The organism is Aminobacter sp. GW821-FHT11F06 (assembly GCF_058808215.1).
The window spans coordinates 80,168-95,527 of record NZ_JBXARL010000005.1 but is presented as its reverse complement, the minus strand read 5'-3'; the positions used below and the strand labels follow the sequence as shown (position 1 = coordinate 95,527).

Here is a 15,360-nt window from a genome sequence, read left to right as displayed (position 1 = left end):
ACATCGACGACGGCGATTGTCAAAATCTGTATTGCAGGCAGTTTCCTCCTGGCGCCGAACCTGCTCGCGCCTGCCAAGGCACAGCTATTCGACCCGGCAACCGCGGACCCGGCGGCTGCGGGTCCTGCCGCAAACCATGTAAATACCGTCTTTGGAGGGGTCCCACCCACCCAATTGAATACTGGTGACACCGTGACGGTCACCGGCATCGGAGTGTCGGCTCTGCGAGCCGATGGCGTGACAGGGGGAACCGGGAACGGCATCGTGGTCGTTGGCGGTGGCGGCATCGTCGCTTCGAATCTTGCCGGCAGAGATAACGGAGTCATCGCGGCATTCAACGGCGGAACCATCGACCTCGGTACGGGGACGGTGGTGAACGCACAGGGCAGCGGCTCCGGGCCAGGCATCATCGGTGCGACGGGACTGTACGCCGAGAGCCTCGGACCGGCGGGACAGGTCCCGACGATTACGGCGCGTGATCTGACAGTCAACGCGTCGTCCGACAAACCGTATGGCGTCTATGCCAATACCAACGGCCGCATTGCGCTGTCAGGTCTCACCACCGTCAACACATCGAGCAACGGAACAGAGGGCTGGGGTCTGACGACCAAAGACAGCGGGCACCTCACGGCCGAGAACGTCAACATCGCGATGGGGGGCATCGCCGGAGTATTCGGCAGCGGGCAATATGCCATTTCCAGCTTTCGCGGGACCACGACTGTCACTGGAAACGCAACCGTCGATATGACGGGCAAGACCATAGATATGCTGTTTGCGCGCGGTTCGGCGACGCAGCCCGGGGTGGTGAATGTCAACAACATTACCGGAACCGCACAGGCCGTCGCCGGCTACGCAAGGCTTGCCGGAGCCGATCTGGGGGCAATCGTCAATGTGACTGGCCACGCCAAGCTAAGCGCGATCGCCACGACGAACGCTTACGGACTGAGCGCGGTCACGAATGGAACCGTCAATTTTACCGGAACGTCCGATATCAGCGTGTCGGCGGCAGACAGAGCTTATGGGCTTTATGTCTACGGCGGTGGCACAATCAATTTGAACAACAGCGTGGTGAACGTCACCGGAGGTAGTCTTCGCGCCGCAGCTATCTTTGCTTCGAGCAATCTTGCAGGGGATCTCGCCACCATCAACGTGACGAATTCGACATTGACATCGAGCAAAGACGGCATCGTCGCTCGTGCTGGCACAACGGAGCTGAACTTCAACCGTGTCACACTCAACAACGCATCGGGTGTCGCCATCGACACCGCCGCGAATGCCGGCATCGTCGGCACGTTGAACTTCACGGCACGGGCATCGACACTGAACGGAGTGGCGATGACCGAAGCGGGCAGTACGTCAAACGTTTCATTGCTTGACGCCAGCCTGTGGACCCTCACGGGCAATTCGAACCTGACATCGCTGACCAACCAGGCGAGCACGATCAACTACTCCGCGCCTGTCGGCGACCCGACATTGCTTGCCAGCTACAAGACGCTGACGGTCGTCAACTACATCGGCGAGGGCGGCGCGATCGGGCTCAACACCCGTCTCGACACCGACGGCTCGCCTTCGGACATGCTGGTCATCGATGGCGGCACGGCAAGCGGTTCGACATTGCTGGTGATCAAGAATGCCGGCGGGGCGGGCGCGTTGACCTTGTCCGACGGCATCAAGGTTGTTGACACCATCAACGGAGGCACGACGGCCGCCGGTGCATTTGTGCTCGACGGCAGTTTTGTCACCCAAGACGGCCAGCAGGCGGTGGTGGGCGGGGCCTATGCCTACACGCTGCACCGCAACGGCGTCACCAACCCCGGCGACAACAACTGGTACCTACGCTCCGAGCTGGCCGGCAATCCCGATGTGCCGCTGCTCAACCCGGGCGTGCCCATGTATGAGAGCTATCCCAGGGTCCTGGCGGCGCTGAACGACCTGCCGACCCTGCAGCAGCGCGTCGGCAACCGCTACTGGTCGGGCGAAGGCAATGTCGGCGCCGAACAAGGTCCCGATATGATGGCTGAAACCGGCGCGCCCTTCATCGAGGGCCGCGGCAGCTGGGGGCGGATCGAGGCCAGCCATTTTTCCATCGATCCGGCCTTTTCGACCAGCAATAGCCAGCGCGACATCGACCTGCTCAAGTTCCAGGCCGGCACCGACTTCATGCTGCACGAGGCCGGGGACGGCTCGGTGCTGATCGGCGGCCTGACCGTGCATTACGCCAAGGCCTGGGCCGACATGTCTTCGCCGCAGAGTACAGGAAAGATCGACACGAGTGGTTATGGCGTCGGTGCGACGCTGACCTGGTATGACGCCAGCGGCGTCTATGTCGACACCCAGGCGCAATATTCCTGGTATGACAGCGACCTGACCGCGGCGACAGCCGACAACACGCTGATCTCCGGCTCCGATGGCAGCGGTTATTCGCTGTCGGCCGAGGCGGGCAAGCGCATCGACCTCGACAACGGGCTGACGCTGACGCCGCAGGCGCAGCTTACCTATTCGAATGTCGATTTCGATACATTCCACGATGTCTTTGGCGCGCAGGTATCGCTGCTGCAAGGCGACAGCCTGCGTGGCCGGGCGGGCCTCACCTTAGACAAGGAAAAGACCTGGGATGCCGAGGACGGCAGCCTGAGCCGCAGCCACCTCTATGGCATCGCCAATTTGTATTACGAATTCCTCGATGGCGCCGAAGTGTCCGTCGGCGGTGCCGACGGTTCAGACACGATTGCCTTCGCCAGCCGCGACGACCGGTTCTGGGGCGGCATCGGCGTTGGCGGCACCTACAACTGGAACAGCGACAAATATTCGGTCTATGGCGAGGCGAGCGTCAACACCTCGCTGGAAAACTTCGGCGACAGCTACCAGCTTAAGGGCATCGCCGGCATGAGAGTGAAGTGGTGAACCCAGTCATCGCGGCCAAAAGTCAGACGACACCTATGGCAAGGGCGGCAAAGTCGGCTTCAGTAAACTGCGAAGTCTGATGTAGCGGCCCTGTTTACAGGAAGACCCCTATGCCCCGCATGTTCTCGACGCCAAGACCAAGGTCGATGTTCCTGACAGCGCGGGCCGCCGCTCTGGGCTGCGGCGTTGCCGTCTTGCCGCTTGCGCCCGCCGCGCGCGCGCAAGCTGTCGTGATCCCCAGCGGTACGTCGACAGTTTTGCTGCAGTCGACACCCAGCGCGACCGAATTCGTCGTCCCGTCGGGCAACACGGTCAGCGTCGTTTCTGGTAATGCAATTCAGGGCAATACGTCGCGGAACTGGACACTCGTCAACAACGGCGCGATCAGCGGAGCGGCCAATGGCGTCTTGCTTGAGTCCAGCGCGGCCAATGGCTCTGTCTTTGACAATTTTGGTTCGGTGACCGCGACCGCCACGACCAACGCCGCGGTCAACATGCGCACTGGCGGTACCGTGACCAACCGGCAGGGCGCCAGCATCACAAGTGCCGCCGATGGGGTCTTTTTCAACGTCGCCGGCGGGTCGATGACCAATAACGGCTTCATCCAGGGCGGGGCCAACAAGGCCGGCGTCTATTTCGTGGCCGGCGGCACGTTCAACCAAGGTACGACCGGACAGATCGCGGGCGCTCATGGCGTGATCATGAATGGCGGCAGCTTTGCCGCTGAAAATGCCGGGATCATCGACGTCTCGGGCAACGGTTTTTGGGTCCGCAACGGCGCGTCCGGAACCCTCGTCAATACCGGCACCATCAGCACCAGAGGCACGTTTGGCTCGGAAGTGAGCGCCGTGAGGACCGGTGGCGGTGTGATCACCCTGTCAGGTGGCGGGTCTATAACTGCCGCGGGCAGCGCCTCCCACGCACTCTACGCAACGGGGGCTAGCGCGGCGATCGATGCCAAAGACATGGTCATCAGCACAAGTGGCAGCGACACTGCTGTCCTTGTCGAGAACGGGGCAACGATCAAGCTGGTCGGCGGATCGGTCACGACAACGGCGAACAATTCCAGCGCGCTGGTTTCATACTGGAACGGTGCCGCGCTCACTGCCACCAACGTGGCGATCACGACGTCCGGGCAAGAGGCGCACGCCGTGCGCGCGTCGGGTACAGGAATTGGCATCGACACGTTGACCATAAGCGGTGGCTCGGTGAAGACCACAGGGGACTTCTCCTTTGGTCTGCTGGCCGGCACGAAAGATCAACTGACCGCAAACAACGTGGCGGTCACAACGACCGGCATGAGGTCGGGTGGGGCGAATGCCCAGCAACGCGGTGTTGTTATCATCAATGGCGGTTCCATCACCACTTCGGGAGCCTTGTCCACCGGCCTGTCCGCTTTTGGCGACGCTGCCTCGGTGGTTCTCCCGGGCGATCCGCCGACAATGGCGGTCGTCGCTGCGCTCGACGATCCAGGAGGTCCGCTCCAGCCGGCGACTGGCGAGCCGGGAGCAAGGCTGGAAGCAACGGGCGTTGTCGTCAACACCTATGGGCCAGCCGCATCCGGCGCGCTTTTGCGCGGACCCGCGAGCATGGTCATCCGCGACAGCCAGATCAGCGCCCATGGCGCCGGATCCGCCGCGCTGGCGGCGACACCTTTCCAGGTGGAAGGACCGGGCCTGGCCAGCATCGTCAACAGCACGCTCGTCTCGGTACAAGGCGCGGGCATCGCGGTCGCCGGCACCACGCTTGATGCGACAGTCTCCGGCTCATCGGTATCAGGCGCCAGCGCGCTGCTCGATGTCACCGGCAACGGCGTCCTCAATCTGACCGCGACCGGCACCACCCTTACCGGTGCGGCGTTGACCGATCCTGGCAGCACCTCGAACCTGACGCTGGTCGACAGCACCTGGAACATGACGGGATCGTCCAACCTGACCAATCTGGTCAACGACCCGAGCCTGATCCAGTTTTCAGCACCCACCGGCGACCTGGCGCAGCTTGCAAGCTACAAGACGCTGACGGTCGTCAACTACATCGGCGAGGGCGGCACGGTCGGGCTCAACACCCATCTCAACGCCGACGGCTCGCCTTCGGACAGGCTGGTGATCGACGGTGGCAGCGCGAGCGGCACGAGCAAGCTGGTGATCACCAATGCCGGCGGTCTCGGCGACCTCACCGTCGCCAACGGCATCCTGGTGGTCGATACGGTCAATGGCGGAACCACCGTACCAGGCGCTTTCGCGCTCGGCCGGCCAGCCGTTGCCGGTCCTTACGAATACACGCTCTACCGCGCAAGTGTCGACGGCTCGGGGCCGGAAAACTGGTATCTGCGCTCCGAACTCGATTGCACCTTGGCCCCAGCCACTCCACCGTGTCAGCCGCTGGAGCCGCATTACCGCCAGGAGGTCTCGCTTTATGCGGCGATGCCGGTTGCCGCGGCGATCTATGGCCGTGGGCTCATCAGCACCTTGCATGAACGCATGGGCGGCGATGCCCAGCTGCTCAGCCCCGGCCGCGACAACCAGCCTGACGGTGCCTGGGGCCGGGTGATCGGCCAATGGGGCCACCGCGACGGCGATCCGGTCGGCATCTATGGCAGCGAAGGTCCGGCCTTCGACTATTCCTACGGCGCCTTGCAGTTCGGCCTCGACCTGCATCGCAAGGAATATGCAGACGGCAAGCGCGACAATGCCGGTGTCTATTTTGCGCTTGGCCGCGCCAGCGCCGATGTCGAGCACAGCCTGCTCGGCCGCAGCTTCGCTGGCGGCAGCGACGACTTCACCGCCTTCAGCGTCGGCGGCTACTGGACGCGGTTTTGGGAGAACAACGCCTATCTCGACGGCGTTGTCCAGGCGACCTGGTACGATATGGAAATGAGTGCCGATCGCGGCCTGCGGGCAGGCAACACCGACGCCTTCGGCCTGGCTGCGTCACTCGAAGGCGGTTATCCCTTCGACCTCGGCAACAACTGGCTGCTCGAACCGCAGGCGCAGCTTGTCTACCAGCTGATCAATGTCTCCGGCTTCAACGACGGGGCCGCCAATGTCAGCTATTCCGACACCAATTCACTGGCCGGGCGGATCGGGGCGCGGCTGTCGCACAGCTGGGACCTGGGAGGCCAGGAACCTGCCACGCGCAACGGCAGCGGGCCGCCGCGCAAGCTGACCTTATGGGGCCGTGCCGATGTCTGGCACGAGTTCCTCGGCGATCCGACGACCGAGTTCTCGTCGGCGACTGGCCCGATTCCCTTCACCGCCGACCTTGGCGGCACCTGGGGCAAGCTTGGCCTGGGGGCTGCCATGCAGCTCACCGACGCCACCACGCTTTATGGCAACGTCAATTACGAGGCCGCCTTCAACGGCGATGCCCATGCCTGGGAAGGCAAGGCCGGCTTGAAGGTGAATTGGTGAGGCAAGGAGCGGCTCGGCGAGTGACGCACCAACGCCCTTGGCGGAGCGGACGACTCGACGCAATGACGCACGCTGATTGAAAAGAATGGTTTATCCCACCCTATAGCTGCGTGGCGCGTCCGCCGCGACGGGGTTGCGCAGGGTGCCGATGCCGTCGATCGTGACCTCGACAACGTCGCCGGGGCGCATGTGGACCAGGCCGGGGATCTTGAACAGGCCGAACTGCCGCTCCAGGTCGTTACCCTCGGTGTCGCCGGGCTGTGGCTTTAGGACGCCCGGTGTGCCCATGGCAATCAGATCGCCGGCCCGCAGGCGATAGACCCCGGACAGGTAGGAAATGACCGAGGCCACGTCGAACAGCATGTCATCCAGCCCCGAGCGCTGGCGCATCACGCCATTCAGCAAGGTCTGCACACTGCGCCGGGCCGGGTCGCCGAATTCGTCGGGCGTAACCAGCCACGGCCCGTAGCTGCCTGACTGCTCGAAGTTCTTGCCGGGTGCATATTGCCGGTTGTGCACCTGGTATTCCCGGACCGAGCCTTCGTTGACGATGGTATAGCCCGCGACATGCTCGAAGGCGCGATCCTTTGGGATATGGCGGCCGGGCTTGCCGATGATCACGCCCAGTTCGCCTTCATAATCGAAAGCGCGGGCGACTTCTTCGGGCGGGGCCAGGAGTGGCTGGCCCGTGCCCACGAAGGACGAGGCCACGCGGATGAACGCATGTGGGTGGATGCGCGACGTCTCAAGTCCCGTTTCCTCGATATGGGTCTTGAAGTTCAGCCCAAGCGCCCAGATCGCGTTAGGCCGGTCCAGGAAGGGCAGAAGCGTCACGTCCTCCAGCGGACGCGGTTTTGCCCGTCCCCAGGTCATGGCAGTGCGCAGACCGACAAAGGACGGATCGTATGCGATCAGGGTGATCAGGTCGTCGGGCAGTTCGGCCCCGGTATCGGTGAGCGCAACGAATTGATCGTCGCTTGTCATGACCCCAAGCCGGGCACGGCCCGCATCGTCGAAGGAAAAGATTTTCATGCTGTTGCCTTTTTCTGTCAGGGCCGGATGTCGGCGCCGATTGCGCTGATGGCCTGTGTCACGGCTTCCTCGTCCAATTCGGCAGACCCGCCCGAGGCACCCATCGCGCCGATCAACTGCCCGTCGCGCCAGATCGGAAATGAACCGATGGCAGGCAGAAGCGGCGCGTTATAGCCCAGCGACGACAGGTTTCCCCAGATGTTCGGGTTTTCGATATAGCGTTCACGAAGCTGCCGCCCCGGCTGGCCGCCGGTGGCGATGCAGGCATAGGCCTTGCCCCGCGCAACCTCGGTCGTGACGAAAGCCGCGCCGTCCATGCGGGCGATGACGACGACATGCCCCCCGGCATCGACGACAGCGAAGCTGAGCCTCAGGCCGCGGTCGCGGGCGAAGGTCATGGCGCAGTCGATGGCGCGGCGGGCGTCGTCATAGCCAAGGGCGGCATGGGGATTTGCGGACATGTGATTTCCTTCCTTTAGTGGTTCCGGCGGGCCGGAGATCAGCTTTGCGTGCTTAGGCGCGCGGCGATGGCTGCGCGCACAACATGGGTACGCGACAGCAGCCAGATAAACAGCGCGGCCATCAGCGGCAGGGCAGCGATGAGGTAGTAGATCTGCGTCGTACCCCAGGCGTTCGCCAGCAGTACCCCGCCCATCATCGGGCCCAGGACTGCTCCGATACGACCGAAGCCCAGAGTCCAGCCAACTCCGGTCGAACGTACCTTGGCCGGATAGATGCTGGATGAAACCGACAGCAGTAGCCCGCCCGAGGCCGAGGCGAAGAAGCCCGTGGCGATTGCGGCGAGCACCACCAGAACAGAATTACCGCTGGCGCTGCCTAGAAGGATCGTCGCTGCCCCGGTCGCCAGCAGCGTGACCATATAGGCGCGGATCGCGGTGATGCGCACCAGCATCGCGCCAATGATCAGCGTACCGATCACGCCTCCCGCATTGATCGCACCCAACACTGAGGCCGAGCTCGAGGGCGACCAGCCCAGGCGTTGCAGCAAGAGTGGCGTCCAGGACGAGATCACGATCAGCGTGGTCCAGGTCATCCAGGAGGCCAGCCATAGCCAGATTGTCGCAATCAGGCGTCCGTCACCGGCAAAGGTCTCCGAGATAGTGGCGGCCCCGCTGTCCTGTTTGATGGCGGCACCGACCTCGCAGCTTTCGGGCATGGCACGCATCAGCACCGGAACCAGCAGCAATGGCATGACACCTCCGATCACGAAAATAGCAGGCCAGCCCCACAGGGGCAGGGTGACAGCACTGCCGAAGGAGCCTGCCATGCCGCCGATGGGCACCGCCGCCCAAAGCAGGGTGACGATGCGCGGGCGATGCGCGGGGGGCGAATATTCCGATGTAAGACTGATGAAATTCGGCGTCGCGCCCCCCAATCCAATACCGGCCAGGAAGCGCACCGCGACCATGTATTCCAGGCTTGAGGTCATCGCAGTCGCCAGCGAGCAGATGGCGAACAGAGCCGTGGTGATGATCAGCATCCGTTTGCGGCCGTAGCGATCGCCCTGGGTGCTGAAAAGCATCGCACCCAGCAGGAAACCCACCTGCGAGGCGCTGAAAACCGGTCCGAAACTGGCAGGATCGACCTGGATCGTTGCTGCAATGGCCGAAACCGCTGGCCCAAGCGCCTGCGTGTCCAAGCCATCGAAGAAGGCGACCAGCGCTGAAAGAAGAAACACCCGCCAGTGCAATGTGGTCATGCGCTGATCTTTGCGGTCGGCGATGTCCGTATTGGATGCGGGCAGCGTGGCGGGTGAAATCATAGGCCACCTATGCCTTTCCGGACAGTGAAGTAAGGATCATGGCCTGCTTCTCCTCGTCGAAGACCTCTTTCGGGATCAGGATATGGACCGCCTTGGCCGTCTTATACTTGTAGCGTTTGCCGCTTTGGCGGGCGTACTGGGTGACACGTAGGCTGCCGGCGGTGGACAGGATCGAGAAGACGTCCATCTCGGTGATCTGCAGCGCCGGGCTTAGCCAGGTGATCGCCGATTCCAGTGTGGCGGTTATTGCGTCATCCACGGTCTCGCCATAGCCTGCGACGATCCAATGTGTGGGCGTCTGGGCAATGGGCGAAGCGATCTTCATCTGCTTGTGCAGCACGTACTGGATGCGCAGGTCCTCCATCCCTGTCTCGATGGCGGTTTGGTTGACGACGCCATCGCCCTGGGCGGCCTGAGAATCGCCGGTCCAGATCCGGCCTCCAAGCTGCTGGACCTGGACGTAGAGCGAGGTGCCCTCGACCAGTTGCGGGATCTCTACGCAGCCGCCATAGGCGCCGGCGTAGAGCGCGCTGACCGGATCCGCGCCCGCGGGCTGCGCGGCAAGGAAGCCCTGCGTCGGGTTCAGCGGGATCCTCATGCCGGGCAGGAACTCGGCGAATTTCCGGTCCTCGTCGAAGCGGTAGTAATGCAGGTAGGCGTCGGAGAACCGCTCGGGCAGGGCGCCCATGCCCGGTACGGCCGAGTTCCAGCCCCAGTCGCGCGGCCTAATCCGCACCATGCGGCATTCGATGACATCGCCCGGCTCGGCGCCGCGGACATTCACCGGCCCGATCAGCGAGGTGGGGCCATTCGGATAGCGCTTCGGGATCTTCTCGCGCTCTTCCGTTGCCATCTTATAGGTGGCTTCGTTGGCCCAGTTGACCCAGGTGTCGCGGTAGTGAACCAGGTCGCCAGAGTCAATTTCAAGCACTGGTTTCGCGGTTGGGTCCATCATGCCCACACGCACGGTGGTTTCGCTGCAATCCAAGCGGTGGATCTTGCCGAAGCTGGCCGGGTCGAACACCGCGCCCGCAGCCGCGCTGGCGGTGCCCTGCGCCTTGGCAGGACCAGCCGCGCCCATTCCGAGAACCGGTGTAGCCAATGCAGCAAGCCCGCCGAGGCCGCCGATGCGTAGCAATGTCCTGCGCGCAATTCCGTCCGTTCTTACGCCTTACTCATTGAGATATGTCATCCGGGTCTCCTCCCCTTGCGTGTCGTTGATCGTGCAACCGGCCTCTCCTCAGGGGCGGTTGCAGATGGGCAGGATAGGCGCGGAAGAGGGGCGGGGGCTTTGCCCGATGGTTGTCCGACTGTGCAATTCGTACGATTTTCATGGGATGGCGGGGTGGAAGGAACCGGACGAATTGGCAAGCGCCGGGACATACGGGAAACGACCCTCAGCCGCCGCCAAGCCATACTCGCCCGTCTTTCGACAGCCGAGGGAGGGGCATCATGCTAATCGTCTGGGGGCGGGATACGGCGCCGAGTGTGCGCAAGGTGCTGTGGATATGCGAGGAATTGAAAATCCTCCATGATCGCCGTGACATTGGTGGCCCGTTCGGCGGTGCCGACAGTTCCGGGTTCCTGGCGATGAACCCCGCAGGCCGCATTCCGGTGATCCGGGATGGCGATTTCATCCTGTGGGAATCGAACACGATCCTGCGCTATCTGGCCAACATCATTCCCGGCCAGAGCCTATACCCGACTGATCCGCGCGCCCGCGCGACGGTAGAAAAATGGATGGACTGGCAGCTGGCACACCTTGCCCCAGCGCTGAAGGGACTAACCGACCTGGCACTGCGCCGCGCGCCCGGCCTGCCCCCCGCCACCCAGGCCGAGCTTTCACTCGCCGCGACTGGTGTCGTCCGCGAATTGCAATTGATCGAGGACGTACTATCAGACGGCCGCGCCTATCTGGCCGGCCCGACATTGACACTGGCTGACATGGCCGTCGCCTATGGCATCAACATGTGGAATGCGGTCCGTCCGGGCGGTGATCTGCCTCGGATCGAGCAATGGTATCAGCGCTTGCAGGACAACACCGCCTTCAGGCCGCTGCCGCCTCGCAAGCCCGCTGTCAGCCCGACAAAGGTGCAGGCATGATCGGGCATCACATCCATGGCCACGGCTCGGCCCACGCCATCGTGCTGGGCGGTTGGATCGGCGACTGGCAGATCTTCCGGCCAATGCTGGACGCACTGGACCCCGATCTGCTGACGCTCGCTTTCATGGATAACCGGGGCTATGGGCTGTCGCGTGATCTGAGCGGACCCTATGACATCGCGACCATCGCTGCCGACGCGGCTGGGCTGGCAGAACATCTGGGCTGGGACAGCTTTTCTGTCATCGGCCACTCCATGGGTGGCAAGGCGGCGCTACGGCTGGCCGTGGATCAACCCAGCCGCGTGCGCCGCATCCTGGCCGTCACCCCGGTCTGGGCCGGGAAGGCGCCGCTGAGCGACGACCTGGTGGCGATCTGTCGGAACTCGGCTCATGATGTGGCGCTGCGCGCGCTTCTGGTCGATGTGACAACCGGCCAGGATCTGCCGCAAGGCTGGGCGAGGCTTGTTGCCGAACGCTCGATGGCGTGCTGCGACGCGGCTGCCTATGCCGACTATTTCGAGGCCTGGTCGGCCGAAGACTTCGCTGCGTTGGCTAGCGGCCTGCCGCACGAAGTGTTGGTGCTTGCCGGCGAACGCGACGCGGGGCTTTCGATCGACGATATCCGCGCAAGCTGGCTGGCGAAATTGCCCGATGCCCGGCTAACCCAGCTTGCGTGCGGCCATTACCCGATGTGCGAGATGCCGCTACGCCTGGCTCGTATCGTCGAAGATTTCATCGCCGTGCCGTGACGTGTCTGCCCAGGAAAGCCGCCATGCCACATTCCTATGAGTTCACCCGCCACGCGGTCGTGGTCCAGTTTCGCGAAACCGCCGCATTCACCGAGACCTACGGCTTCGTCGGAAGCCAGGGGCTGATCGCGCTGGAGGGCAACCTGTTGAAGCCCGAAGGCGCCGCATCGAAGACGCTCTATATCTTCATGCACCCGTCATCCTCGCTGAACGTGCTGCCGATGCCGATTGCCTGTGCAAAGGCCGGCCTGCATGTGCTCACTGCCACCAGCCGCTATGCGCGCAACGACACCGCGCTGATCATGGAAAAAACCGCCGTCGACATGGGCGCCTGGATACGTTGGGCCCGTGAGGAAGGCGGCTATGAAAAGGTGGTGCTGGTGGGCTGGTCGGGCGGCGGCTCGCTCAGCCTGTTCTACCAGGGTCAGGCCGAGGCTCCAACCGTGACGCAGACGCCGGCGGGCGATGTTTATGACCTGACCCGAGCCGATCTGCCGCGGGCCGACGGTATCATCTTCATCGCTGCGCATCTGTCCCGGGCCGAGACGCTGACCCAATGGCTTGACGCCTCGGTCGTAGATGAGACCGATCCCGAGCTCCGCGATCCCTCACTGGACCTTTACGCGCCTGTAGCGGCTCACCCGCCGCCCTACACGGCGGCATTCGTGGCTCGCTACCGCAAGGCTCAGATTGCCCGCAACCGTCGCATCACCGCCTGGGCCGACGAGATGCTCGAGCGGTTGAAAAGACGCGGCGGGCCTGAACAGGAACGTGGTTTCATCGTCCATCGCACGATGGCCGATCCCCGCTGGCTGGACCCGACGGTAGATCCGAACGGCAGGCGACCGTACTGGTGCTACCTAGGGGATCCGGCCACGGTGAATGTCGGGCCGGTGGGACTGGCACGGTTCTCGACCTTGCGGTCCTGGCTCAGCCAGTGGAGTTATGACCGCTCGAACGTGAACGGCGCGCGCAATGCGGCGCGGGTGCGACAGGTGCCGGTTCTCCAGATCGTCAATCAGGCTGACGACGCCACACCTGCGACCCACAACCCGATCATCCGCGACGCGCTTGGCACGCGCGACAAGGAGTATGTCGAGATTGCCGGCGCGAACCACTACTACAAGGACCAGCCGGACCAGTTGCGCGATTGCATCGCGGCGCTGCTCGACTGGTCAGCGCGGCACGGGTTCGGCGATACTTGAGACCTGTGTGGCCGTGACGTTGGTGTTCCGGTCATCGCGTGCCTGATCGGCGCGGGCAGCTGTGATCAGTTTGCGCAGCATGACCCGGAGCCGGTCGCCATCCGCATCGTGCCAGTTGGCGGTGATATCCGCCACCAGTTGGTTCATCTCGGGCAGCAACTGGTCGCGCAGTTCATGGCCCCGCGGCGTCAGGCGGATATGGTAGCGTCGCCGGTCTTCGGGACTGCGTTCGCGGCTGACCAGCCCTGACCGCTCCATACCGTCCAGCGCCCGCGTCATCGAGCTTTCCTCGATATCGATACGTTCACACAGCTCGCGCTGCGACAGGCCGTCGGTCTCCCACAGATGCACGAGGATCGGCCATTGCCCGGTCGAAACCCCATAGGGTTGCAGCCGCAAGCCCAATGAGCGCCCGATCACGCGCCCGGCCAGCGCGGTCAGGTGATGCAAGCTGTCCTCGATGACGAAGACCTCGCGCCCGTCACCGTCCTTGCGGTGCGATCCGCGCCAACTGACAGTGAAGCCGCCGAGCTGGTCAGCGGTGGCGTCCTTGTCGATTTTTGTCATGCAATCATGTCCTTCATCCGTCTTGTCGAAGCCCGGCGGCAGGCGCCGCGCTTCGCACCCGCGTTGCCCCGACTATAAGCATGTCCCTTCACAATTAAAATGCCTGCATATACAAGTATTGTATGGGTAAGTTTTCCAAGGGGAAGGCCCCGGATTTTCATGGAGGAGAGTTCATGCTTTGCAAGAAGCTTCATCACGCCGCCTATCGCTGCCGTGACGCGCGCGAGACGGCCGATTTCTATACCAAGGTTCTGGGACTGAAATTCTCACACATGGTGGGCAGCGACCACGTACCGTCGACCGGGCTCTACAGCCCGCATGCGCATCTGTTTTTCGAAATGGAGGACGGGAGCTCGATCGCCTTCTTCGAGGTGCCGGAGGATCCGGGCAACATGAAGGATCTCGAATCGCCCGACTGGATCCAGCATTTCGCCTTCGAGGTCGAAAGCGTCGCCGTGCTGGAAGAGACCAAGGCCCGGCTGGAAGCCATGGGCATCAAGGTCGTGGGTGTCACCGATCACGGCTTCATTCACTCGATTTACTTCTTCGACCCGTCGGGTCATCGGCTTGAGTTGGCCGCGCCCGAGGACCTTAGCGAGGCGACTATCGCCCGCAATGCCGAAGAAGCGCCAAAGCTTCTCGCGCAGTGGGACAAGACGCATGACTGGTCGTTCCTAACCCAATCGGCTGCGCACTGACCGCCTTTGGCGCCGCCGTTCACAGAGAAGGATGATACCGATGTCCGAGAATGCCAGCTGGATCATTCAAGGCGCGTTCGGGCGGGTCACGATCAACACGACCGACCAGCCGATCGTTGAGCACGCCCATCCCGAACTGAACCTGTTCTTCAAGCTTTCGGGGGCTGACGTCACCATGCAGGTCGACGGTCAGGCGCCGGAGATCAGCGACCGGCGGTTTGTCATGGTCAATGCGTGGCAGTGCCATGCCAAGCCCGCATCGGACGTCGGGCCGACCACGATCATGGCCATGCTGATCGACCCGGCCTGGCTGGCTGCCCGGCTGGGGCTGGCGCAAGTCGGTCAGCCCTTTGCCCGAGACGGTGCCGACCTGTCGCCCATGCTCAGCGTCCTCGTTAAGGACCTGGCCGAGTTCATCATGACCCGTTCCCTGGTCGATCCGCGCCTGTTCGAAGCTCGGCTGGCAACGCTTCTGCAGTCGGTGATCGTCCAGCATGGCACCATCGCGCCCTTGTCCGAGCGGGCACGGCCGATCGACTACCGCATCCGCAAGGCCCTGGCCTACATGTCGGAAAATGCCGATGTCTGCCTGCGGGTGGAGGATGTGGCCCGGGTGGTCGGCCTTTCGCGCTCGCGCTTCTTCGAGCAGTTCCGGCTCTGCGTCGGCATCTCGCCGCGACATTACCTGAACTGCCTGCGGCTGCGGATCGCTACCGAATGGCTGACCCGCAACGATGCGCCGCTCTGGGTGCTGTCGGAGCAGCTTGGCTATAGCGGCCACAGCAATTTCACCCGCTTCTTCACCCAGCATCTGGCGCTGCCTCCCAGCGAATTCCGTCGCCAGACCATCACCATCGCGGCCGAGGGCTTTGCCGCCCGCGTCGCCGCCTGATTTCCCCCGGAGATGCC

12 protein-coding genes are annotated in these 15,360 nt (G+C 63.3%); 7 read left to right on the top strand and 5 right to left on the bottom strand.

Translation table 11 applies throughout. The annotated features are described in order from the left end of the window. The first annotated feature begins 174 nt into the window (after window positions 1-174). Both AC1RTB_RS14110 and AC1RTB_RS14105 read left to right on the top strand, forming a co-directional pair. The gene (locus AC1RTB_RS14110; RefSeq protein ID WP_492881364.1) at window positions 175-2,904 is read left to right on the top strand and encodes an autotransporter family protein; all 2,730 of its coding nucleotides are present in this window, start codon (window positions 175-177) and stop codon (window positions 2,902-2,904) included. 110 nt (window positions 2,905-3,014) lie between these two features. Beyond that, the gene (locus tag AC1RTB_RS14105) at window positions 3,015-6,314 is read left to right on the top strand and encodes an autotransporter outer membrane beta-barrel domain-containing protein (protein WP_492943821.1); all 3,300 of its coding nucleotides are present in this window, start codon (window positions 3,015-3,017) and stop codon (window positions 6,312-6,314) included. Window positions 6,315-6,404: 90 nt separating this feature from the next. Here AC1RTB_RS14105 and AC1RTB_RS14100 read toward each other — a convergent pair whose 3' ends face one another. Genes AC1RTB_RS14100 through AC1RTB_RS14085 form a run of 4 tightly spaced genes read right to left on the bottom strand, consistent with a single transcriptional unit; the run spans window position 6,405 to window position 10,267 of the window. Beyond that, complete coding sequence (locus tag AC1RTB_RS14100) at window positions 6,405-7,346, bottom strand: fumarylacetoacetate hydrolase family protein (protein ID WP_492881888.1); 942 nt, start codon at window positions 7,344-7,346, stop codon at window positions 6,405-6,407. A gap of 17 nt (window positions 7,347-7,363) precedes the next feature. Further along, window positions 7,364-7,807, bottom strand: coding sequence for a GlcG/HbpS family heme-binding protein (locus AC1RTB_RS14095; RefSeq protein ID WP_492881887.1), 444 nt, complete (start codon window positions 7,805-7,807; stop codon window positions 7,364-7,366). A gap of 38 nt (window positions 7,808-7,845) precedes the next feature. Beyond that, window positions 7,846-9,129, bottom strand: coding sequence for an MFS transporter (locus tag AC1RTB_RS14090; RefSeq protein WP_492881886.1), 1,284 nt, complete (start codon window positions 9,127-9,129; stop codon window positions 7,846-7,848). 7 nt (window positions 9,130-9,136) lie between these two features. Beyond that, window positions 9,137-10,267 (bottom strand): acetamidase/formamidase family protein, encoded by a 1,131-nt coding sequence (locus AC1RTB_RS14085; protein WP_492881885.1) that lies wholly within the window; start codon window positions 10,265-10,267, stop codon window positions 9,137-9,139. Between the two features lie 314 nt (window positions 10,268-10,581). On the opposite strand from AC1RTB_RS14085, the gene AC1RTB_RS14080 reads away from it, so the two are divergent. From AC1RTB_RS14080 to AC1RTB_RS14070, 3 genes are read left to right on the top strand one after another with little or no spacing between them, the layout of a single operon-like run. After that, window positions 10,582-11,232 (top strand): glutathione S-transferase family protein, encoded by a 651-nt coding sequence (locus tag AC1RTB_RS14080; RefSeq protein ID WP_492881884.1) that lies wholly within the window; start codon window positions 10,582-10,584, stop codon window positions 11,230-11,232. Beyond that, complete coding sequence (locus AC1RTB_RS14075; protein WP_492881883.1) at window positions 11,229-11,981, top strand: alpha/beta fold hydrolase; 753 nt, start codon at window positions 11,229-11,231, stop codon at window positions 11,979-11,981. Before AC1RTB_RS14080 ends, AC1RTB_RS14075 begins: the two co-directional genes overlap by 4 nt. A 23-nt stretch (window positions 11,982-12,004) precedes the next feature. Further along, the gene (locus AC1RTB_RS14070) at window positions 12,005-13,186 is read left to right on the top strand and encodes an alpha/beta hydrolase family protein (protein WP_492881882.1); all 1,182 of its coding nucleotides are present in this window, start codon (window positions 12,005-12,007) and stop codon (window positions 13,184-13,186) included. On the opposite strand, the gene AC1RTB_RS14065 is transcribed toward AC1RTB_RS14070, so the two are convergent. After that, the gene (locus tag AC1RTB_RS14065) at window positions 13,157-13,753 is read right to left on the bottom strand and encodes a MarR family winged helix-turn-helix transcriptional regulator (protein ID WP_492881881.1); all 597 of its coding nucleotides are present in this window, start codon (window positions 13,751-13,753) and stop codon (window positions 13,157-13,159) included. The two genes, AC1RTB_RS14070 and AC1RTB_RS14065, sit on opposite strands and share 30 nt — an antisense overlap. 173 nt (window positions 13,754-13,926) lie before the next feature. Between AC1RTB_RS14065 and AC1RTB_RS14060 the strand changes: the two genes are divergently transcribed. Next, window positions 13,927-14,451 carry a VOC family protein gene (locus AC1RTB_RS14060; protein ID WP_492881880.1) on the top strand — a complete coding sequence of 175 codons (525 nt, stop codon included), beginning with the start codon at window positions 13,927-13,929 and terminating at the stop codon, window positions 14,449-14,451. A 40-nt stretch (window positions 14,452-14,491) separates the two neighbouring features. Next, a complete protein-coding gene (locus AC1RTB_RS14055) occupies window positions 14,492-15,343 on the top strand; it encodes a helix-turn-helix domain-containing protein (protein WP_492881879.1) in 852 nt (283 codons plus the stop codon). The last annotated feature ends 17 nt before the right edge of the window (window positions 15,344-15,360 follow it).

Bases quoted from the DNA above. Each gene is read 5' to 3' on its own strand.
- AC1RTB_RS14105 (WP_492943821.1), top strand. From the start codon at position 3,015: ATGCCCCGCATGTTCTCGACGCCAAGACCAAGGTCGATGTTCCTGACA.
- AC1RTB_RS14100 (WP_492881888.1), bottom strand. From the start codon at position 7,346: ATGAAAATCTTTTCCTTCGACGATGCGGGCCGTGCCCGGCTTGGGGTC.
- AC1RTB_RS14095 (WP_492881887.1), bottom strand. From the start codon at position 7,807: ATGTCCGCAAATCCCCATGCCGCCCTTGGCTATGACGACGCCCGCCGC.
- AC1RTB_RS14090 (WP_492881886.1), bottom strand. From the start codon at position 9,129: ATGATTTCACCCGCCACGCTGCCCGCATCCAATACGGACATCGCCGAC.
- AC1RTB_RS14080 (WP_492881884.1), top strand. From the start codon at position 10,582: ATGCTAATCGTCTGGGGGCGGGATACGGCGCCGAGTGTGCGCAAGGTG.
- AC1RTB_RS14075 (WP_492881883.1), top strand. From the start codon at position 11,229: ATGATCGGGCATCACATCCATGGCCACGGCTCGGCCCACGCCATCGTG.
- AC1RTB_RS14070 (WP_492881882.1), top strand. From the start codon at position 12,005: ATGCCACATTCCTATGAGTTCACCCGCCACGCGGTCGTGGTCCAGTTT.
- AC1RTB_RS14065 (WP_492881881.1), bottom strand. From the start codon at position 13,753: ATGACAAAAATCGACAAGGACGCCACCGCTGACCAGCTCGGCGGCTTC.
- AC1RTB_RS14060 (WP_492881880.1), top strand. From the start codon at position 13,927: ATGCTTTGCAAGAAGCTTCATCACGCCGCCTATCGCTGCCGTGACGCG.
- AC1RTB_RS14055 (WP_492881879.1), top strand. From the start codon at position 14,492: ATGTCCGAGAATGCCAGCTGGATCATTCAAGGCGCGTTCGGGCGGGTC.